The 24,891-nt window shown below is 55.7% G+C and carries 24 protein-coding genes and 2 tRNA genes; 6 read left to right on the forward strand and 20 right to left on the reverse strand.

Annotated elements, in window-relative coordinates:
- The first annotated feature begins 101 nt into the window (after positions 1–101).
- Entirely contained in the window at positions 102–623 is a 522-nt protein-coding gene (locus WFK59_RS12545) for a type 1 glutamine amidotransferase domain-containing protein (RefSeq protein WP_233985446.1), read from the forward strand.
- Positions 624–657: 34 nt separating this feature from the next.
- On the opposite strand, the gene WFK59_RS12550 is transcribed toward WFK59_RS12545, so the two are convergent.
- A complete protein-coding gene (locus WFK59_RS12550; RefSeq protein WP_233988227.1) occupies positions 658–1,086 on the reverse strand; it encodes a YhbP family protein in 429 nt (142 codons plus the stop codon).
- Between the two features lie 85 nt (positions 1,087–1,171).
- Between WFK59_RS12550 and WFK59_RS12555 the strand changes: the two genes are divergently transcribed.
- Positions 1,172–1,471, forward strand: a complete 300-nt coding sequence (locus WFK59_RS12555) for a GIY-YIG nuclease family protein (RefSeq protein ID WP_233985447.1) — start codon at positions 1,172–1,174, stop codon at positions 1,469–1,471.
- Here WFK59_RS12555 and WFK59_RS12560 read toward each other — a convergent pair.
- Complete coding sequence (locus WFK59_RS12560) at positions 1,455–1,961, reverse strand: GNAT family N-acetyltransferase (RefSeq protein WP_233985448.1); 507 nt, start codon at positions 1,959–1,961, stop codon at positions 1,455–1,457. The genes WFK59_RS12555 and WFK59_RS12560 overlap by 17 nt on opposite strands.
- Positions 1,955–2,479, reverse strand: coding sequence for a ubiquinone anaerobic biosynthesis accessory factor UbiT (gene ubiT, locus WFK59_RS12565; protein WP_233985449.1), 525 nt, complete (start codon positions 2,477–2,479; stop codon positions 1,955–1,957). The genes WFK59_RS12560 and ubiT overlap by 7 nt, the downstream gene beginning before the upstream one ends.
- A gap of 204 nt (positions 2,480–2,683) precedes the next feature.
- Here ubiT and ubiU point away from each other — a divergent pair, with 204 nt between their 5' ends.
- From ubiU to WFK59_RS12580, 3 genes are all read left to right on the forward strand, one after another.
- Entirely contained in the window at positions 2,684–3,679 is a 996-nt protein-coding gene (gene ubiU, locus WFK59_RS12570; protein WP_094122284.1) for a ubiquinone anaerobic biosynthesis protein UbiU, read from the forward strand.
- Positions 3,680–3,688: 9 nt separating this feature from the next.
- The gene (locus tag WFK59_RS12575) at positions 3,689–4,567 is read left to right on the forward strand and encodes a U32 family peptidase (protein ID WP_233988228.1); all 879 of its coding nucleotides are present in this window, start codon (positions 3,689–3,691) and stop codon (positions 4,565–4,567) included.
- Positions 4,568–4,683: 116 nt separating this feature from the next.
- The gene (locus WFK59_RS12580; RefSeq protein ID WP_094122282.1) at positions 4,684–5,694 is read left to right on the forward strand and encodes a luciferase-like monooxygenase; all 1,011 of its coding nucleotides are present in this window, start codon (positions 4,684–4,686) and stop codon (positions 5,692–5,694) included.
- On the opposite strand, the gene WFK59_RS12585 is transcribed toward WFK59_RS12580, so the two are convergent.
- Positions 5,656–6,615 (reverse strand): AraC family transcriptional regulator, encoded by a 960-nt coding sequence (locus WFK59_RS12585; RefSeq protein WP_336755931.1) that lies wholly within the window; start codon positions 6,613–6,615, stop codon positions 5,656–5,658. The two genes, WFK59_RS12580 and WFK59_RS12585, sit on opposite strands and share 39 nt — an antisense overlap.
- A 185-nt stretch (positions 6,616–6,800) precedes the next feature.
- On the opposite strand from WFK59_RS12585, the gene WFK59_RS12590 reads away from it, so the two are divergent.
- On the forward strand, positions 6,801–7,547 hold the full coding sequence (locus WFK59_RS12590) for an SDR family NAD(P)-dependent oxidoreductase (protein WP_233985452.1): 747 nt from the start codon (positions 6,801–6,803) through the stop codon (positions 7,545–7,547).
- A 57-nt stretch (positions 7,548–7,604) separates the two neighbouring features.
- Here the strand turns inward: WFK59_RS12590 and WFK59_RS12595 are convergent, their stop codons facing one another.
- The 16 genes from WFK59_RS12595 to ftsH all read right to left on the reverse strand — a co-directional run bounded on the left by WFK59_RS12595 (position 7,605) and on the right by ftsH (position 24,873).
- Positions 7,605–9,521, reverse strand: a complete 1,917-nt coding sequence (locus tag WFK59_RS12595; protein WP_233985453.1) for a DEAD/DEAH family ATP-dependent RNA helicase — start codon at positions 9,519–9,521, stop codon at positions 7,605–7,607.
- Between the two features lie 16 nt (positions 9,522–9,537).
- The gene (yrbN, locus tag WFK59_RS22120) at positions 9,538–9,594 is read right to left on the reverse strand and encodes a protein YrbN (protein ID WP_098053093.1); all 57 of its coding nucleotides are present in this window, start codon (positions 9,592–9,594) and stop codon (positions 9,538–9,540) included.
- Between the two features lie 105 nt (positions 9,595–9,699).
- Positions 9,700–10,584 carry a lipoprotein NlpI gene (gene nlpI, locus WFK59_RS12600; protein ID WP_233985454.1) on the reverse strand — a complete coding sequence of 295 codons (885 nt, stop codon included), beginning with the start codon at positions 10,582–10,584 and terminating at the stop codon, positions 9,700–9,702.
- A gap of 129 nt (positions 10,585–10,713) precedes the next feature.
- Entirely contained in the window at positions 10,714–12,849 is a 2,136-nt protein-coding gene (gene pnp, locus WFK59_RS12605) for a polyribonucleotide nucleotidyltransferase (RefSeq protein ID WP_094122277.1), read from the reverse strand.
- Between the two features lie 311 nt (positions 12,850–13,160).
- Complete coding sequence (gene rpsO / locus WFK59_RS12610) at positions 13,161–13,430, reverse strand: 30S ribosomal protein S15 (protein WP_003851063.1); 270 nt, start codon at positions 13,428–13,430, stop codon at positions 13,161–13,163.
- A gap of 131 nt (positions 13,431–13,561) precedes the next feature.
- Positions 13,562–14,506 carry a tRNA pseudouridine(55) synthase TruB gene (truB, locus tag WFK59_RS12615; RefSeq protein WP_336755932.1) on the reverse strand — a complete coding sequence of 315 codons (945 nt, stop codon included), beginning with the start codon at positions 14,504–14,506 and terminating at the stop codon, positions 13,562–13,564.
- Positions 14,506–14,913, reverse strand: a complete 408-nt coding sequence (gene rbfA, locus WFK59_RS12620) for a 30S ribosome-binding factor RbfA (RefSeq protein ID WP_233988229.1) — start codon at positions 14,911–14,913, stop codon at positions 14,506–14,508. The genes truB and rbfA overlap by 1 nt, the downstream gene beginning before the upstream one ends.
- A gap of 65 nt (positions 14,914–14,978) precedes the next feature.
- Entirely contained in the window at positions 14,979–17,672 is a 2,694-nt protein-coding gene (infB, locus tag WFK59_RS12625) for a translation initiation factor IF-2 (protein WP_233985456.1), read from the reverse strand.
- Between the two features lie 17 nt (positions 17,673–17,689).
- Positions 17,690–19,177 (reverse strand): transcription termination factor NusA, encoded by a 1,488-nt coding sequence (gene nusA, locus WFK59_RS12630; protein ID WP_031375412.1) that lies wholly within the window; start codon positions 19,175–19,177, stop codon positions 17,690–17,692.
- A 24-nt stretch (positions 19,178–19,201) separates the two neighbouring features.
- Positions 19,202–19,654: a ribosome maturation factor RimP gene (gene rimP / locus WFK59_RS12635; protein WP_031375413.1), complete on the reverse strand. Its 453-nt coding sequence runs from the start codon at positions 19,652–19,654 to the stop codon at positions 19,202–19,204.
- A 211-nt stretch (positions 19,655–19,865) separates the two neighbouring features.
- A tRNA-Met gene (locus WFK59_RS12640) sits at positions 19,866–19,942 on the reverse strand.
- Positions 19,943–20,001: 59 nt separating this feature from the next.
- Positions 20,002–20,088: transfer RNA gene (locus WFK59_RS12645), tRNA-Leu, on the reverse strand.
- Positions 20,089–20,137: 49 nt separating this feature from the next.
- Positions 20,138–20,476, reverse strand: coding sequence for a preprotein translocase subunit SecG (secG, locus tag WFK59_RS12650; RefSeq protein ID WP_233985457.1), 339 nt, complete (start codon positions 20,474–20,476; stop codon positions 20,138–20,140).
- A gap of 217 nt (positions 20,477–20,693) precedes the next feature.
- Positions 20,694–22,028: a phosphoglucosamine mutase gene (gene glmM / locus WFK59_RS12655; protein ID WP_336755933.1), complete on the reverse strand. Its 1,335-nt coding sequence runs from the start codon at positions 22,026–22,028 to the stop codon at positions 20,694–20,696.
- On the reverse strand, positions 22,025–22,864 hold the full coding sequence (gene folP / locus WFK59_RS12660; RefSeq protein WP_336755934.1) for a dihydropteroate synthase: 840 nt from the start codon (positions 22,862–22,864) through the stop codon (positions 22,025–22,027). The genes glmM and folP overlap by 4 nt, the downstream gene beginning before the upstream one ends.
- An 80-nt stretch (positions 22,865–22,944) precedes the next feature.
- Complete coding sequence (gene ftsH, locus WFK59_RS12665) at positions 22,945–24,873, reverse strand: ATP-dependent zinc metalloprotease FtsH (RefSeq protein ID WP_094122268.1); 1,929 nt, start codon at positions 24,871–24,873, stop codon at positions 22,945–22,947.
- Positions 24,874–24,891 lie beyond the last annotated feature (18 nt).

The following is a 24,891-nucleotide window of genomic DNA, read 5'->3' on the forward strand; positions in this document are numbered from 1 at the left end:
CTGATCTACACGGCTCGGCTTGCGTTCTGGCGGTGAGCGGCCAGGCTTAACAGGTTATTGAGGAAAGCGCATCCTGCGCTCCACCGTTTAAGGAGGAAAAGATGAGCAAGAAAGTTGCGGTGTTAATTACCGATGAATTTGAAGACTCAGAATTTACCTCACCGGCCGAAAGTTACAAAGGCGCTGGCTTTGAGGTGATCACCATCGAGAAGCAAGCGGGTAACGTCGTCAAAGGTAAACAGGGCGAAGCGGAAGTGACCATCGATCGCGGTATTGATGAGGTCAGCCCGGCCGAGTTTGACGCACTGCTGCTGCCAGGCGGTCATTCGCCCGACGCGCTGCGCGGCGACGATCGTTTTGTCGCCTTTACCAAAGAATTTGTTGCCAGCGGCAAACCGATCTTTGCGATCTGCCACGGCCCACAGCTGCTGATCAGCGCCAATGGCGTGCGCGGCCGCAAGATGACCAGTGTCAAAGCAATTGCTATTGACCTGATCAATGCCGGTGCTGACTTCCACGATAAAGAAGTCGTGGTGGATGACGATAAGCTGGTGACCAGCCGGACGCCAGACGATCTGCCCGCATTTAATCGCGAATCCCTGCGGATCCTCGAAGCGATTTAAGCCGCTACGCCCTTCTCCGGCCGGAGAGGGGCGCTTATCCTTGCCGCACCCAGGCAATCTTCTTGCCGAAGCCCAACGCGTTATCCGTCATCTTCACCTCATCCAGCTGGATCTCCCACAACGGGGCTGACACTTTGCGTGCAATCGGGAATCGTCGCTGATAGGCGCTGCGTGCCGCGCTTTCCGCTTCGCCCTCTAACTGCACGATCTGGCCGCGATACTGCACCCCTTTAATCAGCAGCACGCTTCTGGGCTGGCCATTAACCGTGCCAGCTACCTGCGGGTTTTTCATCACCAGCAGCCCGTGGCGGGTATCCGATTCGGTCATGATCCAGAACGCCATGCGTGTTTCATCGAAAACGTAATAACAGTTGGCGCACCACAGCTCATCATCGGCGGTACAGCAGAGAGAAAGGACGTGCTGCTTTCTGAGATAGCGGACAAGATGGGCATGGTCGGACAAGGTGATCTCCTGGCTGCGTACCGGATAGCGGCAGGCGGCGAAGCGCGCTACACTGCCCGGCACTGTTTTTCTGGAATCGATTGCGATGAGTCAGCACTGGCAACTCTACATCGTCCGCACGGCGAAAGGGAGCCTTTACACCGGTATCACCACCGACGTTCCGCGCCGGGTGGATCAGCATCAGCGTGGGCGCGGTGCCCGCGCGCTACGCGGCAAAGGCCCGCTGGATCTGGTCTTTCACTGTGAGGCGGGCGATCGTGCCAGCGCCTCCAGACTGGAGTACCGGGTTAAACAACTGACGCGCCAGCAGAAGTTGCGGTTAGTGGCGAGCCAGCCGGTCAGTCTGGAAAGCTGGCTGGGTGAGCCGGTTAAGGCTGACGGTTAAACGGCTCCGCGAAGTCGATGCGCCCTTCGGCATCCTCGAAAGCATTATCCGCCAGCCGATAAACCTGAAAAGCCGCTTCGCTGCCGGGCCAGCGGCTGTGCAGGCCATAGCGTGCCGCAGGCTCAAAGCCGAAACGGTTAAACAGCGCCGGATCGCCCAGCACCACAACCGCGCTATAGCCAAACTCATTCAGCGTATCCAGCCCTTCATAAATCAGCTGCTTAGCGATGCCCTGACCGCGCAGACTTTCGTCCACCGCCAGCGGTGCCAGCGCCACCCAGCCGCGATCTTCGCCCTGCACGCTGACCGGACTGAAAGCCGCATAGCCCAGCACCTGGCCCTCTTCATCAGTCGCAACCACGCCTAAGGTCAGCAGGCCATCCTCACGCAGCGCCTGGGTCAGCTCAGCTTCGGCTGAACGGTCAAAACAGCGTCGGAGTAAGCTGTCGATGCCAGCGGCATCCACGCCAATCTCGGTACGAATCAACATACAGCACCCGCGCGCGCCTGTGCGGCTTTCGCGTCCTGTTTCATTCCGGCTTCGGCGAACGTCGCCATCTGCTGAATCGCCGTGCGTAATGCGGTGGGCATGGCGTCGAGTTCAATTGCATCCATTACGTTCTTCACCTCCAGTCCCAGCTCGGTGTCACCTTCAATCGCCAGACGGCGCTGAAAGAACAGCATGTCAGGATCTGCTTTGCGTGCTGCCACCAGCAATAAGTCGTTGGCATTGCCCCGAAACCAGACATCCGCTTCGGCGTGCTGCAATACCGCCAGTCGGCCATCCTGCATCGTGGTGATCCATCGCAGATTGACATCCGCAATCTCAATGCCGAGCAGGCGTCCTTCCAGAAAGTCTAACTCACCTTCAGCCAAAGCATGACGAAATTGCCAGTTCAGGAGTTGTTGCAAAAGCAACTTCTTAACCGGGAATGGGGTTAGCGCTACAGGTAAGCCTAAGATTTCAGGCGCCTTTTTCACAATTGTGGCATGTAACCGCTCTAACACTCTCTTCACTCCCTTCAGAAAATTTTACGTATATTGCCATATCCTTTTCTGCGCGCCTCCTCTGAGATCAATAAAAACTGCTGAGCGATGATGAAAAAATCATCACCAGCGAGGATCAATTGGAATTTCACTGCCTCAAATCAACGTTTGCCCGCAGGCAGATGCCTAGACTCGACGCCCATCTGCATGTCGAGAGGATTACCGATGGAACTGCTCTGCCCGGCAGGAAATTTACCCGCAGTGCGCACCGCCGTAGAGAATGGCGCTGATGCGGTCTATGTGGGACTGAAAGATGATACCAATGCCCGCCACTTTGCGGGCCTCAACTTCACCGATAAAAAGCTGGCAGAAGCCGCACGCTATCTGCATCAGCATCGCCGCAAACTGCATGTGGCCATCAATACCTTTGCCCATCCGGATGGCATGGGACGCTGGCAGCGGGCGATTGACGTGGCGGCGCAAAACGGCGCAGACGCGCTGATCCTGGCTGATATTGCCACGCTGGAGTATGCCGCGACGCGCTATCCAGAGGTTGAACGCCATCTGTCGGTGCAGGCTTCCGCCACTAACCTTGAGGCCATTCGCTTTTATCACCGTCACTTCAATTTACACCGGGTCGTGCTGCCACGGGTGTTGTCGATTCATCAGGTGAAACAGCTTGCCCGCTCAACGCCGGTGCCGCTGGAGGTGTTCGCTTTCGGCAGCCTGTGCATTATGGCGGAAGGCCGTTGCTATCTCTCATCATGGCTGACCGGTGAATCACCCAACAGCGCCGGCGCCTGCTCGCCCGCGAAGTTTGTGCGCTGGCAGCAGACGCCGCAGGGCATGGAGTCACGGCTGAATGAAGTACTGATTGACCGCTATGCGCCCGACGAAAGCGCAGGCTATCCCACCTTATGTAAAGGGCGCTATCAGGTTAACGATCAGCGCTATCACGTGCTGGAAGAACCCACCAGCCTCAATACGCTGGAACTGCTGCCGGAACTGCTGCGGGCCGGCATCGCCTCGGTGAAAATCGAAGGCCGTCAGCGCAGCCCGGCCTACGTGGCTGACGTGGCGCGCGTCTGGCGTCAGGCGATCGATCGCTGTCAGGCGCAGCCGGAACAGTTTGGGGTCACGCCGGAGTGGATGCAGACGCTGGGCGATCTGTCCGAAGGCACCCAGACCACGCTGGGCGCCTATCACCGTGAATGGCAATAAGGAGTCATGATGCAATATGCCCTGGGACCGGTGCTCTGGTACTGGCCAACTGACACGCTGGAGCAGTTTTACCAGCAGGCCGCGCGCAGCAGTGCGGATATCATCTACCTTGGCGAAGCGGTATGCAGCAAACGGCGCGCCACCGCCTATGCGGACTGGATGGCACTGGCACGTGAACTGGCGGCCAGTGGTAAACAGGTGGTGCTCAGCACGCTGGCGCTGCTGCAGTCGCCATCAGAACTGAAAGAGCTACAGCGCTACGTCGAAAATGGCGAGTTTCTGATTGAAGCCAATGATATCGGCACGGTGAACATGGCTGCCGAACGTCATCTGCCGTTCGTCGCCGGGCCGACGCTGAATGTCTATAACGCCGAAACGCTGCAGCTGCTGGTCAAAGAAGGCATGACCCGCTGGTGCATGCCGGTCGAGATGTCGCGTGACTGGCTGTTGCAGTTGCTGCAGCAGTGCGAAGAGCGCGGTATCCGCCAGCAGTTTGAGGTGGAGGTGCTGGGCTATGGTCATCTGCCGCTGGCGCTGTCGGCACGCTGCTTCACCGCGCGTTCAGAGAATCGGGCTAAAGATGCCTGTGAAACCTGCTGCATCAACTATCCCACAGGTCGTCGTGTCTTATCGCAGGAAGGTCAGCAGGTCTTCGTGCTCAACGGCATTCAGACCATGAGCGGCTACTGCTATAACCTCGGCAACGATCTGGTGGGCATGCACAACCGGGTCGATTGCGTACGGCTCTCACCGCAGGATTGCACCACCCTGGCGGAGATCGATCGCTTCCGCGCCAATGAAAATGGTCAGGCACCGCTGATGATGGCCAAAGGCAACGACTGCAACGGCTACTGGCGCAAACTGGCGGGCATGACGCTGGCATCCTGAGTGGAAAGCACATACCGACTATATTCCTGCCGGGGTTAGCAGTTTTAATATAAGGAATGATGCGTAATACTAAAAGGTGCAGATTTTAACGTCTGCACCTTATAACGGGAGTAGCCATGTCTGAGAAAAAACCTATTCGTTTGTCCGTGCTGGATCTGGCGCCGATTCCCCAGGGGCTGACCGCGCGTGAGGCGTTCCATACCTCGCTGGCGCTGGCGCGTCAGGCTGAAAAGCTGGGATATCAGCGTTACTGGCTGGCTGAACATCACAACATGACGGGCATTGCCAGCGCCGCGACCTCGGTGCTGATAGGTTATCTGGCGGCGAACACCGACACGCTGCAGCTGGGCTCGGGCGGTATTATGCTGCCTAATCATGCGCCGCTGGTGATTGCCGAGCAGTTTGGCACCCTGGCCTCGCTCTATCCCGGCCGTATCGATCTGGGTTTAGGCCGGGCGCCAGGCTCCGACCAGCGCACCATGATGGCCTTACGCCGCCATCTCTCCAGTATGCATGCCGATACCTTCCCGGACGATGTGGCTGAGCTGATTAGCTGGTTCGATGCCGAACCGGGCGATCAGCCGCCGGTGCAACCGGTGCCGGGTCTGGGTCTGAAGATTCCGGTCTGGCTGCTGGGCTCCAGCCTTTACAGCGCTCAGCTGTCAGCCCGAATGGGGCTGCCGTTCGCCTTTGCCTCGCATTTCGCCCCGGACCAGTTGTTCCAGGCGCTGCATGTCTATCGTGAGAATTTCCAGCCTTCGGCGCGCCTCGAAAAACCGTACGCGATGGTCTGCATCAACGTAGTGGCCGCCGACAGCGAGCGCGATGCGCGCTTCCTGTTTACCTCGCAGCAGCAGCAGTTTATTAATCTGCGCCGCGGTAAGCCAGGCCCGTTACCGGCACCGGTAGAGAACATGGATAATCTCTGGTCACCTTCTGAGCAGTATGGCGTACAGCAGGCGCTCAGCATGTCACTGGTCGGTGACACCGATAAAGTGCGTCACGGACTGGCCTCACTGATGCGCGAAACCCAGGCTGACGAGATCATGGTCAACGGCCAGATTTTTGATACTGAAGCGCGTCTGCGTTCATTCGCCATTGCGATGGAAGCGGCCCGCAGTCTGTAATCCGGTTTGCGGCGGACGCAACGCCTCTGCGCCCGCCGCCAGCTGCCGACTGTCACGCGCCGGTGAGCAGCCATAAAACCGGCTGTATTCCCGGCTGAACTGCGATGCACTCTGATACCCCACCCGATAGCCCGCCGTACCGGCATCCAGCTTCTCCACCCGCATCAGCCGTCTTGCCTCATTCAGCCGCAGCTGTTTCTGATACTGCATCGGTGTCATGGCGGTGACCGCCTTGAAGTGATGATGCAGCGACGAGACGCTCATCCCCACGCTGCTGGCGAGTTGATCGATCTTCAGAGGCTGATGAAAGTTTTCCCGTAGCCAGCGCGCTGCCTGCGCCACACGGTTGCCGGGTCGCTCAGCCAGCGCCATATTCAGGATGCGCGACCCTTCCGGTCCGGTCAGTAACCGGTAAAAGATCTCCTGCTCAATTAGCGGTGCCAGTGCGGCGATATCCTGCGGCTGGTCCAGTAAACGCACCAGCCGAATCACCGCATCGACCAGCAGCGGGGACATCTTATGTACCGTAATGCCACGTTCGCTGCCCGCCTGTGCCAGCGGCAGCGTGGGCGGAAACTGTTCGAGATAGCGCATCAGCCGCGATTCATTGATGGCAATACCAATGCCGAGATTAGGCTTTTCCGGCGTGGCAACGGTCACGCAGGAGCGCACCGGCATATCCAGTGTCACCAGCAAGAGATCGCCCGGTCCGTAATGCAGCACCTCATCGCCGATATGCAGCGCCTTGCCGCCCTGCGCCACCAACGCGAAGCTGGCCCATTGGGCAATGTGCATCGGTTCGCTGGGCGCAGAGCTTCGGCCAAAAAACAGGCAATCAATGGCGCTGTTGTGCCGCCCGTCAGTGGGTGCGTGGCGGTCAATCAACTGCGCCAGCGCCTGCCATCTATCATTTTCTGTCATCAATCTTCCCGCTTCTGCCAGCCGCTACATCAGGCTATCGATATTACCTGAAGTTATTTCCAACGCCCGCCTCGCGCCATCACTTTTGCAGGATTGTGCAAAAAGCTTGCAGGATTGCGCTACCCACATCCGGGGGTCAGCGCGCATAGTCTGGCTACGCGATCATTACGGCAGAGAACAAAATTATGAAAGCACTGGAAAACAGCGTCGCGCTGGTGACGGGTGCGTCAAAAGGGATTGGCGCGGCGATCGCCATCGCTTTTGCCGCCGCTGGCGCGCGCGTGATAGTGAACTATCGACAGGACGAGCCAGGTGCCGCCGATGTGGTGAGTGATATCCGCTCACTGGGCAGCGAAGCCGTGGCGGTTCAGGCGGATGTCTCACAGCCGCGGGATGTGGAGCGGCTGTTTGCCTCCACCGTGGCGCAGTTCGGCGCACCCGATATTGTGGTTAACAATGCCGGCAGTTTTCATCACGGTGATTTTGCCGCCCTGACGCTGGAGGCGATGCGCCAGCAGCTCGACGTCAATCTGCTCGGCACTCTGCTGGTGTGTCAGCAGGCGATTCACCACTTTCCGCCGCACGGCGGCAGCATTATCAATCTCAGCGCCCTGAACAGCAAAAACAGTACGCCGGGCTCGGTGCTGTGGGCCGCCACCAAAGGGGCTATCGATACCCTGACTCAAGGTCTGGCGCGTGAACTGGGTCCGAAAAATATCCGGGTCAACGCATTAGCGCCGGGCATGATTCTGACCGAAGGTTTGCTGGCAGCGAAGAAATTCAGCCCGCAGCTAAAGGCGCAAATGCTGGCGGCGACGCCGCTGGGACGTTTTGGTCTGCCGGAGGATGTTGCGCAGGTAGCGCTGTTTCTGGCGTCTGAGGAGTCTGCTTATGTCAGCGGCGAGCGCGTGATGATCAGCGGCGGCGCCTGACAGAGACAAAAAAAGGGAAGCCCGAAGGCTTCCCTTTTTATCACGACTTAGCGTCTGTTATGCGTCACGACGACGTGGTGCTGCGGCACCGCCATCTTCACGACGTGGACCACGACCGCCTTCACGGTTGAAGCTGCGTCCACCTTCACGACCACCTTCACGGCGTTCAGAAGAGAAGCGACGACCACCTTCACGGTTTGCGCCCGCGCCTGCACCTGCAGGACCACGACGCTCACCACCACCGGCTGGACGACGATCGCCACGGCCTTCGTTCGGCTGTGCATCACCCAGTAACTGCATATTCATCGGCTTGTTCAGAATACGGGTACGGGTGAAGTGCTGCAGCACATCGCCTGGCATGCCTTTCGGCAGCTCGATGGTTGAGTGGGTGCCGAACAGCTTGATGTTACCGATGTAACGGCTGCTGATGTCGCCTTCATTAGCGATAGCGCCAACGATGTGACGAACTTCAACACCATCATCGCGACCCACTTCAATGCGGTAGAGCTGCATTTCACCAACGTCACGACGTTCGCGACGTGGACGGTCGCCATCACGGCTTTCACGTGGACCACGTGAGTCACGCGCTTCACGGCTGTCACGACGGCCATCACGCTCGTCACGATCGCGGTATTCGCGGCGTGCCGGACGCGGTGCTTCTGGTGGCAGAATCAGAGGACGTTCGCCCTGTGCCATCTTCAGCAGTGCAGCTGCCAGCGTTTCCAGATCCATCTCTTCTTCTGGCTGCATTTTAGCCAGCAGCGCACGGTACTGATCCAGATCGCTGCTTTCCAGCTGCTGCTGAACTTTAGCGGCAAACTTGGCCAGACGACGCTCACCCAGCAGTTCTGCGTTTGGCAGCTCAACTTCAGGGATAGTCAGCTTCATGGTACGTTCGATGTTACGCAGCAGACGACGCTCGCGGTTCTCAACGAACAGCAGGGCGCGACCCGCACGACCCGCACGACCGGTACGGCCGATACGGTGAACGTAAGATTCTGCATCCATCGGGATGTCGTAGTTAACGACCAGGCTGATACGCTCAACGTCCAGGCCACGGGCCGCAACGTCAGTCGCAATCAGGATGTCGAGACGACCATCTTTCAGGCGCTCCAGCGTCTGCTCACGCAGTGCCTGGTTCATGTCACCGTTCAGCGCGGCGCTGTTATAGCCACTGCGCTCCAGCGCTTCAGCCACTTCCATCGTTGCGTTTTTAGTCCGCACGAAGATGATGGCAGCATCAAAGTCTTCCGCTTCAAGGAAGCGAACCAGCGCATCTGTTTTACGACCGTAAGCGGTCCAGTAGCTCTGGCTGATATCAGGACGCGTCGTCATGCTTGACTGAATGCGCACTTCCTGAGGATCTTTCATGAAACGTTTAGTAATGCGGCGAATCGCTTCCGGCATGGTAGCCGAGAACAGCGCCGTCTGATGATCGGCTGGGATCTGCGCCATGATGGTTTCAACGTCTTCGATGAAGCCCATACGCAGCATTTCATCCGCTTCGTCCAGCACCAGGCCGCGCAGGTTAGAGAGATCTAACGTGCCGCGTTTCAGGTGGTCAAGCAGACGACCAGGCGTACCCACGACAACCTGAGGTCCCTGGCGCAGTGCGCGCAGCTGGACGTCATAACGCTGGCCGCCGTACAGGGCAACCACGTTCAGGCCACGCATATGTTTAGAGAATTCGGTAACTGCTTCAGCAACCTGTACCGCCAGTTCGCGGGTCGGTGCCAGCACCAGGATTTGTGGCGCTTTAACAGTAGGATCAATGTTGTGTAACAGCGGCAGCGAGAAGGCCGCAGTTTTACCACTCCCGGTCTGCGCCATGCCTAACACGTCACGGCCCGCCAGCAGGTGAGGAATACACTCAGCCTGGATTGGGGATGGCTTAACGTAGCCCATGCCATTCAGTGATTCAAGGATGTCGGCGTTCAGGCCAAGGTCAGCAAAAGTGGTTTGAATATCAGTCATGTAGTACACGTGCCTCTTAGATTGCGGCGGCCAGTCTACATAACTCGTCGTGAAAACTTTCAGTCATTTTCATCAAAAAGTGTGAACCGGCTCAAATTAGAAGTTTTGACGAACAGAAAAGCCCTCATCCCTGAAGATGATGACTTGACAGGTTTTACAGGCAATTAAAGTTCGTCAGCTATTGCTGGTCAGATTCTGATAAATCGTCTTGTGCCTGGCCGAGTTGCGCCAGTTCCAACAATGCGTATCGGTGTTCAACAAAGTTATTGACGTTGTTGGCCACCGCCAGTTTGAACAACGCTTTCGCGTCGTCCTTCTCCCCCAGACTTAGGTAGTACTTACCTAAATAGAAGTTGGTTTCACTGAGATGTTCAGCGAGCGAGGTGTTATCCGTTGCGTCCGCCTGGAGACTTTCCATCAACGACTTTTCGTTGATGTCACCCAGGTAGAACTCGACAATATTCCATCCCCATTGGTCTCTGACCGCTTTGTCGTGACGCTGTTGAAGCGCGACTTTTGCCTTGTCGACATCCATCTCACGTTCAACGAGATAGAGCCACAGACTGCGGAAAGGATCGTTAGGATCGTCTTGATAAAACGCCAGCAGATCATCTTGCGCTAACTTGTATCGACCGCCGTAATAGAGGGCGATACCACGGTTTAAATGCGCATAGTTGTAAGTTGGATCAAGCTCAAGTACAGAATCAAACGCTTCATAGGCGGCATCAAAGTTGCCCGCCTGCGTTAAATATATGCCTAAGTAGTTAAACACTTCTGGCATATCTGGTCTTATAGACAGCGCTTGCGAAAAATCGTTCCGCGCTAATGCCCGCAGACCTAAACTATCATACAACACTCCGCGCTCATATAACAGCTGTGCGCGTTCATCATCGGTGAGGGCGCGACTGGCAAGAATTTGTTCCATGCGCGCCAGAATCACTTCCTGCTGCAGTGTGGGCTGTAGAGGTACTGCAAGAACTTCGTTCTTACGCCAATTGGAGTTGCTGCATCCTGCCAGCGTCAAAGCTGTCGCAACAAAACACCAGCGCAGAAAAGGCTTCATTTCCCACTCCCGAATACAAACATTGGGATAACCATCCTGTTACCCGCCTGCTGTGCACAAGGATTCCCGCCCTCGCGATGACACAAACGCCTCTCCCTGCCAGGCAAGGAGAGGCAAATCAGCAACGACTTATTCCGCGTCAGGTGTGCTCACCGCTGCAGCTTCTTCAGTCTGCGGCTTAGATTCTGTCGCTTCTTTGATGCTCAGACGGACACGGCCCTGGCGATCAACTTCCATCACCTTAACCGGAACTTCCTGACCCATCTGCAGATAGTCAGTCACTTTCTCAACGCGCTTATCAGCGATCTGAGAAATGTGAACCAGACCTTCTTTACCGCCGCCGATAGCAACGAAGGCACCGAAGTCAACGATGCGGGTCACTTTACCACTGTAAATGCGGCCCACTTCGATCTCTGCGGTGATCTCTTCGATACGACGAATGGCTTCTTTCGCTTTCAGACCATCGGTCGCAGCAATTTTCACTGTGCCATCATCTTCGATTTCGATCGTAGTGCCAGTCTCTTCGGTCAGTGCACGAATCACTGAGCCGCCTTTACCGATCACATCTTTGATCTTGTCAGAGCTGATTTTGATGGTGTAAATGCGTGGCGCAAATTCAGAAATCTCAGTACGCGGCGTGCTGATAGCCTGTTCCATAACGCCGAGAATGTGCAGACGCGCACCCCTGGCCTGGTTCAGCGCTTCCTGCATGATTTCACGCGTGATGCCTTCGATTTTGATGTCCATCTGCAGCGCGGTGATACCTTCACGGCTACCGGCTACTTTGAAGTCCATGTCGCCAAGGTGATCTTCGTCGCCGAGGATGTCAGACAGAACCACAAACTTCTCGTCTTCTTTAACCAGACCCATCGCGATACCGGCAACAGCAGCCTTGATCGGAACGCCTGCATCCATCAGCGCCAGTGAGGCACCACAGACAGAGGCCATTGATGAGGAGCCGTTTGACTCGGTGATTTCAGACACCACACGAACGGTGTACGGGAATTCTTCCGCTTTTGGCATCACGGCCAACACGCCGCGCTTCGCCAGACGACCGTGACCAATTTCACGACGCTTAGGCGAGCCAACCATACCGGTCTCACCAACAGAGTACGGAGGGAAGTTGTAGTGGAACAGGAAGCTGTCGGTACGTTCACCCATCAGCTCATCCAGGTTCTGCGCATCGCGGGTGGTACCCAGCGTTGCGGTGACCAGCGCCTGCGTTTCACCACGGGTGAACAGCGAAGAACCGTGAGTACGTGGCAGCACGCCTGTACGCACATCCAGACCACGGATCATGTCTTTCTCACGACCGTCGATGCGCGGCTCGCCGTTCAGGATGCGGGTACGAACCACATTCTTTTCAAGGCTGTGAACGATATCGCCAATTTCAGCGCTATCCAGTGTTTCATCTTCAGCCAGCAGCGCAGCGATAGTTTCATCTTTGATCACGCCAACCTGGGTATAACGCTCCTGCTTATCCGTGATGCGGTAAGCATCGCTGATACGCGATTCAGCCAGCGCAGCCACGCGAGAAATCAGCGCGGTGTTGGCGGCTTCTGGCTGCCAGTCCCAGCGTGGTTTGCCCGCTTCAGCAACCAGTGCATTAATGTTTTCGATAACAACCTGCTGCTGATCGTGGCCAAAGACCACGGCGCCCAGCATCTGCTCTTCTGACAGGATCTCAGCTTCAGATTCCACCATCAGAACGGCATTCTGCGTACCGGCTACCACCAGATCCAGACGAGACTGTTTCAGTTCATCGGCCGTTGGGTTCAGCACATATTGATCGTTGATATAGCCGACGCGCGCCGAGCCGATTGGGCCGTTAAATGGCAGGCCAGAAAGTGCCAGCGCAGCAGACGCACCGATCATGGCCACGATGTCCGGGTGAACCTGTGGGTTTACGGAAACCACGGTTGCAATAACCTGAACTTCGTTAACAAAGCCTTCCGGGAACAGCGGGCGAATCGGGCGGTCAATCAGACGCGCAATCAGAGTTTCGCCTTCGCTTGGGCGGCCTTCGCGACGGAAGAAGCTACCCGGGATACGACCAGCAGCGTAAGTACGCTCCTGATAGTTTACGGTCAGTGGGAAGAAGTCCTGACCTGGTTTAGATTTTTTCTGACCTACAACGGTGACGAACACCGCGGTATCGTCCATGCTCACCATAACAGCGGCAGTCGCCTGGCGAGCCATCATGCCGGTTTCCAGCGTGACGGTATGTTGACCATATTGGAATTTGCGTACGATCGGATTCAGCAAAATCAAAGTCCTTAACTTCGGGGCACGGCTATCTGAAGCCTGCCATTGATCACCGATCTTCAGTTGCATCCCTCGCGACTAATGACAACCCTTAACCGCCCCTGCGGTAAAGCCTCTCATTAGCCGCGCGAAACTCTGCAAACAAAGATCACACTAAGCAACAATACATGAGTTTGGTCCGGATTGCTGCCGATTGCTCGAAAAAAGGGGCCATAAAGGCCCCCTCTTCACGAAACTCGCACAAATCCGATCGCAAGACACGTCTGGTGCAGAAACTCTGCATAACGCCCCGGCGACCCGATTTTTCAGACTTAGCGACGCAGACCGAGACTTTCGATCAGGCTGCTGTAGCGTGCAACGTCTTTACGCTTCAGGTAGTCCAGCAGCTTACGACGCTGAGATACCATGCGCAGCAGACCGCGGCGGCTGTGGTGGTCTTTTTTGTGCTCAGAGAAGTGACCCTGCAGATGGGTAATCTGCGCGGTCAACAGGGCAACCTGAACTTCAGTTGAACCGCTGTCGTTAGCACCACGGCCATATTTAGCAACGATCTCTGCTTTAGCTTCTACGCTTAGAGACATAATAAACTCCAGTAAAAAATGAATGTATGGGTGCCGATCTCTAATTCAGCATCCCGCTTTAAAGCCGCGCTATTCTACTCTTCGGCTGATAGCAACGCAAATGCGCTATCAGCGAAAAAGCGACACGCCGCTTAATCCTGATATTCAACCACTAAACGCCGCGGTGCCACGCGGCCATCGTCGGCGATTTCCGCCATACCGATAAATTTACGCGCTTCACCTTCAGTGACACGCACCAGCCCCTGTGCCGGCACATTGCTGGCCTGCACCGGCTGTCCCTGTTTGAAGTATGCCGCAACCGCAGACAACAAATTCACTTCAGGGAAATCTGCGGCAGGACTGTCCATCGGCAACAGCAGCGGGTCCAGCTGGGTTTCCAGCGGAATCCCGGCTTCGGTCGCCTCAGCCAGTAAGCTATGGAGCTGTTCCAGCGTCACCATCCGCTCATAGGGATAGCGTGCAACCTGCACCCGACGCAGCATGATAACGTGCGCACCACAGCCGAGTTTCTCGCCCAGATCATCAATGATAGTGCGGATATAGGTCCCTTTGGAGCAGTGGATTTCCAGCTCCAGCTCATCACCTTCCCAGCGAATAAATTGCAATTCGTAGACGGTGATGGGACGCGGCTCGCGCGCAATCTCAATGCCCTGGCGCGCATATTCATACAGCGGCCGACCCTGATGCTTTAACGCGGAAAACATCGACGGCACCTGCAGCGTTTCGCCGCGGAAACCTTCCAGCGCCGTATCCAGTTCTGCCTGGGTAAAGCTCACCGGACGCGTCTGCACCACGTTGCCATCGGCATCAGAGGTATCGGTACGCTCACCAAGGCGAGCGATGACCCGATAACGCTTGTCGGAGTCCAGCAGATACTGCGAAAACTTAGTCGCTTCACCCAGGCAAATCGGCAGCATGCCGGTGGCCAGCGGATCAAGCGCGCCGGTATGTCCTGCGCGGTTGGCGTTAAAAATACGCTTCACTTTCTGCAGCACATCATTCGACGAAACGCCTTGTGGCTTATCCAGCAACAACACGCCATGGACGTCGCGACCGCGACGACGCGGACGACTCATTACGCCTCCTCGTCGTCACCGGTGGCGTCAGGGCCACGGCGCTCGGCATCGTTTTTCACGACGCTGCTGACGAGGTTAGACATGCGCATCCCTTCGATCAACGAGTTGTCGTAGAAGAAGGTCAGCTCAGGCACGATACGCAGGCGCATCGCTTTGCCGAGCAGAATGCGGATATAACCTGACGCTTCTTTCAGCGCTTTCAGGCCATTTTTAACCGCTTCTTCATCTTTATCATTCAGGAAGGTCACGAACACTTTGGCGTAGGCCAGGTCACGTGAGACTTCAACACCGGAGACGGTAACCATCATGCCAAGACGCGGATCTTTAATCTCGCGTTGCAGGATCATCGCAATCTCTTTTTGCAGCTCTTGTGAAACGCGCTGCGGGCGACCAAATTCTTTCGCCATCATTATTTCTCCCAAATAATTCGGGAGGCCAGTGGCCTCCCAAATTGCATCACATCAGCAGTGACTTACGCGATGGTGCGTTTAACTTCAATCACTTCAAAGACTTCGATCATGTCGCCAACGCGGACATCGTTGTAGTTCTTCACGCCGATACCGCACTCCATGCCGTTACGCACTTCGTTGACGTCATCTTTAAAGCGACGGAGTGACTCCAGCTCGCCTTCGTAAATCACCACGTTGTCACGCAGGACGCGGATTGGATTGTGACGCTTGATGTTACCTTCGGTCACCATACAACCTGCCACGGCACCGAATTTCGGTGACTTGAACACGTCGCGGACTTCAGCCAGACCAATGATCTGCTGTTTGTATTCCGGTGCCAGCATACCGCTCATCGCCGCTTTCACTTCGTCAATCAGGTTATAGATGACGGAGTAGTAGCGCAGATCCAGGCTTTCGGCATCGATGACGCGACGCGCAGAGGCATCGGCACGGACGTTAAAGCCCAGAAGGATGGCGTTGGAGGCCGCAGCCAGCGTCGCATCGGTTTCGGTGATCCCGCCCACGCCTGAACCGACAATCTTCACCTTCACTTCGTCGGTGGAGAGTTTCAGCAGGGAGTCGGAGATCGCTTCCACAGAACCCTGAACGTCAGCTTTCAGCACGATGTTCAGTTCAGACACTTCGCCTTCGGTCATGTTAGCAAACATGTTCTCCAGCTTAGATTTCTGCTGGCGAGCCAGTTTAACTTCGCGGAATTTGCCCTGACGATAAAGTGCCACTTCACGCGCTTTCTTCTCGTCACGGACCACGGTCGCTTCATCACCGGCAGCCGGCACGCCGGACAGACCCAGGATCTCAACCGGGATAGATGGACCCGCTTCCATGACTTCGCGACCCAGTTCGTCACGCATAGCACGAACGCGGCCATACTCGAAACCACACAGCACGATATCGCCTTTGTTCAGCGTACCTTCACGCACCAGCACGGTTGCCACCGGACCACGACCTTTGTCGAGGAACGATTCGATCACCACGCCGCTCGCCATACCTTCACGGATAGCGGTCAGTTCCAGTACTTCCGCCTGCAGCAGGATAGCGTTAAGCAGATCGTCAATGCCGGTACCCGCTTTCGCAGAGACGTTAACGAACATGTTTTCGCCGCCCCACTCTTCCGGAATGATACCGTACTGAGTCAGTTCGTTTTTAACGCGATCCGGATCGGCTTCAGGCTTATCACACTTGTTCACCGCAACCACAACCGGCACTTTGGCCGCTTTGGCGTGCTGAATAGCTTCGACAGTCTGTGGCATCACGCCATCGTCTGCTGCCACCACCAGGATAACGATGTCCGTTGCCTGCGCACCACGTGCACGCATCGCGGTAAACGCGGCGTGGCCTGGGGTGTCGAGGAAGGTGACCATGCCGTTATCGGTTTCAACGTGGTAAGCACCGATGTGCTGGGTAATGCCGCCCGCTTCGCCAGAGGCGATTTTGGTTGAGCGGATGTAATCCAGCAGGGAGGTTTTACCGTGGTCGACGTGGCCCATGATGGTCACAACCGGCGCGCGGGATTCCTGCGCTGCATCGGTATCACGATCGTCCATTACCGCTTCTTCCAGCTCGTTTTCACGACGCAGGGTCACTTTGTGGCCCATCTCTTCGGCAACGAGTTGTGCAGTTTCCTGATCGATAACCTGGTTGATGGTCGCCATAGCGCCCATCTTCATCATCGCTTTGATGACCAGAGAACCTTTCACCGCCATTTTGTTCGCCAGTTCGGCTACGGTGATGGTTTCGCCAATCACGACATCGCGGTTAACCGCTTGTGCCGGCTTGTTAAAGCCCTGCTGCAAGGCGCTTGGTTTGCGATGCTTACCGCCTTTACCACCACGAATCTGCGCACGCGCTTCTTCACGGTCAGTTTTGGCTTCAGAATGTTTGTTGCCTTTTTTCGCCGGACGCGCCGCTTTAGCGGTGGTGCGCGCACGCGCACGACCCGCTTCAACCTGACGGTCGTTTTCATCTTCAGCCTGACGGGCATGGGTGGAAGTGGTGACGTGATAGTCGCCTTTATCTTCTTCTTCCGGTTTTTCCCATTCCGCTGATTTCTCTTCGGCCAGACGGCGGGCTTCTTCTGCTACGAGGCGGGCAGCCTCTTCAAGCTTACGGCGGGCTTCTTCTTCAGCTTTACGCTTCAGTTCGGCAGCTTCAGCTTCGCGACGGGCTTTATCGGACTGCGCAGCCTTGGTCACTTCGTCGGTAGGTTGATTTGTCACTTTCTCATTTTCCGCTGCTGCACGTTTGGCCTTGTCAGCGGCTTCGCGCTTGGCTTTCTCTTCGGCTTCACGTTGCGCTTTCTGTTCAGCTTCGCGACGGGCTTTTTCTTCAGCCTCGCGTTGCGCCTGCTCTTCCGCTTCACGCTGCGCCTCGGCTTCTGCTTCGGCCTGAGCTTGCTCAGACTCTGCATCACCTTTCACGTATGTGCGCTTTTTGCGGACTTCGATTTGCACCGACTTACTTTTACCCCCGGTGCCTGGAATATTCAAGGTGCTGCGCGTTTTACGCTGCAGCGTCAGCTTAGCTGAACCGACCTGACCGTGCTCACGATTCAGGTGAGACAATAAGGTTTCTTTCTCGTGCTGGGTCACTGCGTCATTTTCAGACTTAGGGATCCCCGCATCAGCAAATTGCTGTACCAGGCGATCGACCGGAGTCTGAATTTCTGCGGCCAGCGATTTTACGGTTACATCTGTCATGCTGTTCCTTCCTGTTATTACGCGTCATCGCCGAACCAGCAGATATTACGGGCGGCCATAATCAGCGCGCCGGCTTGCTCATCAGACATGCCTTCAATATCCGTCAGATCGTCAACACCTTGCTCAGCGAGATCTTCCAGCGTGCAAACGCCTTTCGACGCCAGGCGGAAAGCCAGAGCACGATCCAGACCTTCAAGATTCAGAAGATCCTCAGCGGGCTGCTGGTTACCAAGGCTCTCTTCTTTCGCCAGTGCCAGGGTGGTTAACGCATTTTTTGCTCGTTCACGCAGGGCTTCAATGGTCTCTTCGTCGAGGCCGTCAATTTCCAACAGCTCGTTGATTGGCACGTAGGCCAGTTCTTCCAGCGAAGAGAAGCCCTCTTCCACCAGTACGGTGGCGAACTCTTCGTCGATGTCGAGATGTTTGGTGAACATATCGATTGCTGCATGGGCTTCAGCCTGATGTTTGGCCTGCAGATCATCGACGGTCATTACGTTCAGCTCCCAGCCACTCAGCTGTGAAGCGAGACGCACGTTTTGGCCGTTACGGCCGATCGCCTGAGCCAGATTGCCAGCTTCTACGGCGATATCCATGGTGTGGTTATCTTCATCAACCACGATTGACGCCACATCAGCCGGCGCCATAGCGTTGATAACAAACTGCGCCGGGTTGTCGTCCCACAGCACGATATCGATACGCTCGCCACCCAGTTCACTGGAAACCGCCTGGACACGCGCGCCGCGCATACCCACACAGGCACCGACCGGATCGATACGTTTGTCGTTGGTCTTGACTGCAATTTTAGCGCGCGAGCCCGGATCACGAGCAGCGGCTTTAATTTCAATCACTTCTTCGCCAATTTCTGGCACTTCAATGCGGAACAGTTCAATCAGCATTTCCGGTTTGGAACGCGTCACGAACAGTTGCGCGCCACGCGCTTCCGGGCGAACAGAATAGAGCACGCCACGAATACGGTCGCCTGGGCGGAAGTTTTCACGCGGCAGCATATCTTCGCGCAGAATCACGGCTTCGGCATTGCTGCCTAAGTCGAGGGAAATATTGTCGCGGTTAACTTTCTTCACCACGCCAGTAATAATTTCGCCTTCCTGCTCACGGAACTGATCAACCACCATAGCGCGCTCAGCTTCACGCACTTTTTGCACGATAACCTGTTTAGCGGTCTGGGTGGTGATACGGTCAAAAGTGACCGATTCAATCTGATCTTCGACATATTCGCCCAGATTGAATGCTTCATCTTCGAAGCGGGCCGCATCCAGCGTGATCTCGCGCGTCGGCTGCGTCACCTCTTCTACGATTTCCCAACGGCGGAACGTATCGAAATCGCCACTTCTGCGATCAATGCTGACGCGTACGTCAATTTCTTGCTCGTACTTTTTCTTGGTCGCAGTCGCCAGCGCGCTCTCCAGCGCTTCGAAGATTTTCTCACGCGGCAGGGCTTTTTCGTTAGAAACGGCTTCTACAACAGCTAAGATCTCTTTGTTCATCCTGGTTAGCCTCAATCCGGACTTTTAAAAGTGGGGGACCAGGTTCGCTTTCTGAATATTACTCAGCGCGAACACTTCATCGTTACCCTCAACGTTCACCGTGATCATCTCGCCATCAACGGACTTGATGATTCCCTGCCATTTACGGCGGTTCTGAACGGCCATACGCAGCACCAGACTCACTTCATCGCCCATAAAACGGACATAGTGTTCTGCAGTGAACAGAGGACGATCGAGTCCCGGTGAGGAGACTTCAAGGTTGTAAGGCACGGTAATGGGATCTTCCACATCCATTACGGCACTTACCTGGTGGCTGACATCGGCGCAATCATCGACATTGATGCCATCTTCACTATCAATATAGATGCGCAGGGTTGATGTGCGACCACGAACGAATTCAATTCCAACCAGTTCGTAGCCCAGCGCTTCTACCGGAGCCGATACCAACTCTGTCAATTTTTGCTCTAATGTGGACAAGCCCACCCCCAAGACATAAAAAAAGGGCCTATAGCCCAGTATTACGATTCGCTAATAACAAAAAACCCCGAATATTCGGGGCTTTTAATCACTGGACCCTGTACGCCGCGATGCGGCCCGGACTCCATCCAAAGAATTTTCTTTCAAAAATGAGCCGTGAATGCGTCCGTCGATGCACACAGTATATTTGAAAAAGAACTCAAAGGGAAAGTGGTTGCGGGGGCCGGATTTGAACCGACGACCTTCGGGTTATGAGCCCGACGAGCTACCAGGCTGCTCCACCCCGCGTCCGAAAACGTGGCGAATAATACGCCAAACCTGCATAAAATGCAAGTAATACTAAGATTTGGTACCGAGGACGGGACTTGAACCCGTAAGCCCAATCGGGCACTACCACCTCAAGGTAGCGTGTCTACCAATTCCACCACCACGGCACTGCTTCTGACACTTCACTGACCACAACGATTCGTTGTGCTGACGATCTTACTTAGGAATATCGCTGCCCGGCGTAACCGGTTGAGCTGGCTTTTCAGTCTGTTGAGAAGACTGCGCCGGCGCAGAAAGATTTTCCCACTCGCTTCCTTTCGACGCTTTATTACTGTTCAGGTTACCGAGAACCAGGCTGATGATGAAGAACAATGCCGCTAAGATGCCGGTAGTACGCGTCATGAAATTGCCTGAACCCGTAGAACCAAACAGCGTACCGGATGCGCCTGCACCGAATGAGGCTCCCATATCAGCGCCTTTGCCTTGCTGCAGCATGATCATACCCACGAGGGCGATAGCTACAATAAGGAAAACAACTAAAAGAGCTTCGTACATATTCAACCTGTTCCTTGCACGATAATCGTACAGTTAAAGCTTCAACCAGTATTGATGGGGAGTCTCGTCATCACCCATCAGAAGCGGGTGTGAATACTAACCAAAGGCGGATACCTCTGCAAGCGCAATTTTCATCACCCCAACCGATTGCAGAAAAAAACGCCATCCCGGTGATTTTACAGGCGGTTCGGTAACCTGCGAACCGCCTGTCAGCGCATTAAAACGCCTTTACCTGGTCGGCAATCCGGTTGGCCAGCTCGGTGACCTGCGCTTCGTTTTCGCCTTCCACCATCACCCGAATCAACGGTTCAGTGCCTGACTTGCGCAGTAACACCCGACCACGACCCGCCAGCGCTTTTTCCACTTCAGCCGTTGCGGTCTTCACCGCTTCGCTCTGCAGCGGATCGCCTTCGCCGGTAAAACGCACGTTGACCAGCACCTGAGGCAGCATTTTCATGCCGCTGCACAAGTCATGCAGGCTCATGTGGTTGCGCACCATCGCAGTAAGTACTTGCAAACTTGCCACGATACCGTCGCCGGTGGTGGTTTTATCCAGCAGAATCACATGACCGGAGTTCTCTGCGCCCAGCCGCCAGCCTTTCTCCTGCATCTTCTCCAGCACATAGCGGTCACCCACTTTTGCCCTGGCAAACGGAATACCGAGCTGCTTCAGTGCTAACTCCAGGCCCATATTGCTCATCAGCGTGCCGACGACGCCGCCGCGCAGCTGGCCCTGACGTAGCCCTTCACGCGCGATGATGTAGAGAATCTGGTCGCCATCGACCTTTTCGCCCAGGTGGTCAATCATCATGATGCGATCGCCATCACCATCATAGGCCAGCCCGATATCCGCTTTTTCCGCCAGCACCCGCTGTTGCAGCATTTTCAGATCGGTCGCGCCGCACTCTTTGTTGATGTTCATCCCATCTGGCTGAGTGGCAATAGCGATGACCGTGGCACCGAGCTCACGCAGCACATTGGGTGCAATGTGGTAGGTCGCGCCGTTGGCACAGTCGACCACGATTTTCAGGCCGTTGAGGTTAAGCTCGCTGGGAAAAGTGCCCTTACAAAACTCAATGTAGCGTCCGGCGGCATCAACGATACGGCTGGCACGGCCCAGCAAGGCGGATTCGACACAGGTAATCGGTTTTTCCATCTCCAGTTCGATCGCCTCTTCAACATCGTCCGGCAACTTGGTGCCTTCAGAGGAGAAGAATTTAATGCCGTTATCGTCGAACGGATTATGCGAGGCCGAAATCACGATCCCCGCTTCTGCGCGGAAGGTCCGGGTCAGATAGGCGATAGCTGGCGTCGGCATCGGCCCGGTAAAGGCCGCGGTCAGGCCAGCGGCAGCCAGACCGGCTTCTAAGGCTGACTCCAGCATGTAGCCGGAGATGCGCGTGTCCTTACCGATAATGATCTTTTTCGAACCGTGACGCGCCAGCACTTTCCCTGCGGCCCAGCCCAGCTTCAGGACGAAATCAGGGGTGATTGGCGCTTCACCGACTTTGCCACGAATGCCATCTGTACCGAAATATTTACGATTACTCATGATGCTCCTTTTGCTCTTCGGGTCGCTTCGACCACGCGCATCGCTTCGGCCGTCTCTTTAACATCATGAGCACGGATAATCTGTGCTCCCTGCATGGCAGCAATGACCGCGCAGCTCAGGCTACCGGTTAAACGCTGTGACGGACCGACATTCAACAACTGACCTATCATCGATTTGCGCGACATGCCTACCAGCAGAGGCAGGCCGAAATGGTGAAAATCGCTGAGGTGAGCCAGCAGTTCATAGTTGTGGCTAAGATTTTTACCGAAACCGAAGCCCGGGTCGAGTATCAGCCGCTCTTTTTTGATTCCTGCCGCTTCGCAACGCGCAATCTGCTGTGCGAAGTAAGTGTCCACTTCGCTCAGGATGTTTTCATAGTGCGGCGCCTGCTGCATGGTGCGGGGTTCGCCCTGCATATGCATTAAACAGACCGGCAGATCGGTCGCAGCGGCAGCTTCCAGCGCACCTGGCTCGGAGAGCGAGCGAACGTCATTAATGATGTGAGCACCCACTCGCGCTGATTCACGAATCACCTCAGCTTTGGAGGTATCAACCGAGATCCAGACCTCGAAACGCTGGGCAATCGCTTCGACCACCGGAATGACGCGCTCCAGCTCCTGCTCGACGCTGACCTCATCTGCCCCCGGACGGGTCGATTCACCGCCGACATCGATGATGGTCGCGCCAGCATTGACCATCTCATTGGTGTGCGTCAGCGCATCGACCAGCGCGTTATGTTTACCGCCATCGGAAAAGGAGTCGGGCGTGACATTTAAAATACCCATCACATGGGGAAAGGATAAATCGAGATGGGAATCACCGGCGAACAACTTCATGGCGAATCACTCCTTGCTGATCAATATCTGGATGTAAAAAACCCCGGACCAGCCGGGGTTTTGTCTGACGAGGTGACGTCTTATTTATCGAACTGCTCTGACATGGTGTTGCCTGGGTTTGGCGTACGCGGTTCATCGACCGGACGCGGCGCCTTTGGCGTGCCGTTGCTGTCAGAGTTGCTGCTGCCTGGGTCTTCCCAGCCCGCTGGCGGACGCACTTCGCGGCGCGCCATCAGGTCGTCGATCTGTGGTGCATCAATGGTTTCATACTTCATCAGCGCGTCTTTCATCGCGTGAAGGATGTCCATGTTCTCACCCAGAATGCGGCGAGCACGCTGGTAGTTGCTGTCGATCAGGTGTTTAACTTCCTGGTCGATAATGCGGGCGGTTTCATCGGACATATGTTTCGCTTTCGCGACGGAACGTCCAAGGAACACTTCACCCTCTTCTTCAGCATACAGCAGTGGACCCAGTTTCTCTGAGAAGCCCCACTGCGTCACCATGTTACGCGCCAGGTTAGTCGCGACTTTGATGTCGTTCGACGCACCGGTAGAAACACGTTCCGCACCGTAGATGATCTCTTCGGCCAGACGACCGCCGTACAGCGTTGAAATCTGGCTTTCCAGTTTCTGACGGCTGGCGCTGATCGCGTCGCCTTCAGGCAGGAAGAAGGTCACACCCAGCGCACGACCGCGCGGAATGATGGTCACTTTGTGCACCGGATCGTGCTCTGGCACCAGGCGTCCGATAATGGCATGGCCTGCTTCGTGATACGCGGTTGACTCTTTCTGCGCTTCCGTCATCACCATGGAGCGACGTTCCGCACCCATCATGATTTTGTCTTTCGCTTTCTCAAACTCAACCATCGACACCACACGCTTGTTCGAACGGGCAGCAAACAGCGCCGCTTCGTTGACAAGGTTAGCCAGGTCAGCACCGGAGAAGCCCGGCGTACCACGCGCAATGATTGCTGCATCGATATCGGTCGCCAGCGGCACACGGCGCATATGCACTTTCAGAATCTGCTCACGGCCACGTACGTCTGGCAAGCCCACCACAACCTGACGGTCGAAGCGGCCTGGACGCAGCAGCGCCGGGTCAAGCACGTCAGGACGGTTAGTTGCGGCGATAACGATAATGCCTTCGTTACCTTCGAAACCATCCATCTCAACCAGCATCTGGTTCAGCGTCTGCTCACGTTCATCATGACCACCGCCTAAACCTGCACCACGCTGACGGCCTACCGCATCGATCTCATCGATAAAGATGATGCACGGCGCGGCTTTTTTGGCCTGTTCGAACATGTCACGCACACGGGATGCGCCGACACCGACAAACATTTCAACGAAGTCAGAACCGGAGATGGTAAAGAAAGGCACCTTCGCTTCACCGGCAATTGCTTTCGCCAGCAGGGTTTTACCGGTACCCGGAGGACCGACCATCAGCACGCCTTTCGGAATCTTACCGCCCAGCTTCTGGAAGCGGCTCGGTTCACGCAGATATTCCACCAGCTCGGCGACTTCCTCTTTCGCTTCGTCACACCCGGCAACGTCGGCGAAAGTGGTTTTAATCTGGTCTTCCGTCAGCATGCGGGCTTTGCTCTTGCCGAAGGACATCGCGCCCTTGCCGCCGCCGCCCTGCATTTGACGCATAAAGAAGATCCACACACCGATCAGCAGCAGCATCGGGAACCACGAAATGAAGATCGAGGCCAGCAGGCTTGGCTCTTCCGGTGGTTCGCCAACCACTTTGACGTTTTTGGTCAAGAGGTTATCGAGCAACTTGGGATCATTGACAGGAATGTAGGTGGTATATTTATTGCTGTCTTTTTTAATAACGTTAATTTCACGCCCGTTAATACGTGCCTCGCGGACCTGATCCTGGTTCACTTCCGACAGGAAGGTTGAATAATCAACCCTACGGCCATTCGACTCGCTGGGCCCAAAGCTCTGGAATACTGACATCAGCACGACCGCGATGACTAACCAGAGAATCAGGTTTTTCGCCATGTCACTCAAGGGATTAAC

This window comes from Pantoea sp. USHLN298, assembly GCF_037149395.1.
Taxonomy (GTDB): domain Bacteria; phylum Pseudomonadota; class Gammaproteobacteria; order Enterobacterales; family Enterobacteriaceae; genus Pantoea; species Pantoea astica.

What these genes read in the sequence shown, in the direction of transcription:
- WFK59_RS12555 (WP_233985447.1), top strand. Translation starts at nt 1,172, where the DNA reads ATGAGTCAGCACTGGCAACTCTACATCGTCCGCACGGCGAAAGGGAGC.
- secG (WP_233985457.1), bottom strand. Translation starts at nt 20,476, where the DNA reads ATGTACGAAGCTCTTTTAGTTGTTTTCCTTATTGTAGCTATCGCCCTC.
- WFK59_RS12590 (WP_233985452.1), top strand. Translation starts at nt 6,801, where the DNA reads ATGAAAGCACTGGAAAACAGCGTCGCGCTGGTGACGGGTGCGTCAAAA.
- infB (WP_233985456.1), bottom strand. Translation starts at nt 17,672, where the DNA reads ATGACAGATGTAACCGTAAAATCGCTGGCCGCAGAAATTCAGACTCCG.
- rbfA (WP_233988229.1), bottom strand. Translation starts at nt 14,913, where the DNA reads ATGGCGAAAGAATTTGGTCGCCCGCAGCGCGTTTCACAAGAGCTGCAA.
- truB (WP_336755932.1), bottom strand. Translation starts at nt 14,506, where the DNA reads ATGAGTCGTCCGCGTCGTCGCGGTCGCGACGTCCATGGCGTGTTGTTG.
- ftsH (WP_094122268.1), bottom strand. Translation starts at nt 24,873, where the DNA reads ATGGCGAAAAACCTGATTCTCTGGTTAGTCATCGCGGTCGTGCTGATG.
- folP (WP_336755934.1), bottom strand. Translation starts at nt 22,864, where the DNA reads ATGAAGTTGTTCGCCGGTGATTCCCATCTCGATTTATCCTTTCCCCAT.
- rpsO (WP_003851063.1), bottom strand. Translation starts at nt 13,430, where the DNA reads ATGTCTCTAAGCGTAGAAGCTAAAGCAGAGATCGTTGCTAAATATGGC.
- WFK59_RS12575 (WP_233988228.1), top strand. Translation starts at nt 3,689, where the DNA reads ATGCAATATGCCCTGGGACCGGTGCTCTGGTACTGGCCAACTGACACG.
- nlpI (WP_233985454.1), bottom strand. Translation starts at nt 10,584, where the DNA reads ATGAAGCCTTTTCTGCGCTGGTGTTTTGTTGCGACAGCTTTGACGCTG.
- glmM (WP_336755933.1), bottom strand. Translation starts at nt 22,028, where the DNA reads ATGAGTAATCGTAAATATTTCGGTACAGATGGCATTCGTGGCAAAGTC.
- WFK59_RS12545 (WP_233985446.1), top strand. Translation starts at nt 102, where the DNA reads ATGAGCAAGAAAGTTGCGGTGTTAATTACCGATGAATTTGAAGACTCA.
- ubiU (WP_094122284.1), top strand. Translation starts at nt 2,684, where the DNA reads ATGGAACTGCTCTGCCCGGCAGGAAATTTACCCGCAGTGCGCACCGCC.
- nusA (WP_031375412.1), bottom strand. Translation starts at nt 19,177, where the DNA reads ATGAACAAAGAGATCTTAGCTGTTGTAGAAGCCGTTTCTAACGAAAAA.
- WFK59_RS12560 (WP_233985448.1), bottom strand. Translation starts at nt 1,961, where the DNA reads ATGTTGATTCGTACCGAGATTGGCGTGGATGCCGCTGGCATCGACAGC.
- WFK59_RS12595 (WP_233985453.1), bottom strand. Translation starts at nt 9,521, where the DNA reads ATGACTGATATTCAAACCACTTTTGCTGACCTTGGCCTGAACGCCGAC.
- WFK59_RS12585 (WP_336755931.1), bottom strand. Translation starts at nt 6,615, where the DNA reads ATGACAGAAAATGATAGATGGCAGGCGCTGGCGCAGTTGATTGACCGC.
- WFK59_RS12580 (WP_094122282.1), top strand. Translation starts at nt 4,684, where the DNA reads ATGTCTGAGAAAAAACCTATTCGTTTGTCCGTGCTGGATCTGGCGCCG.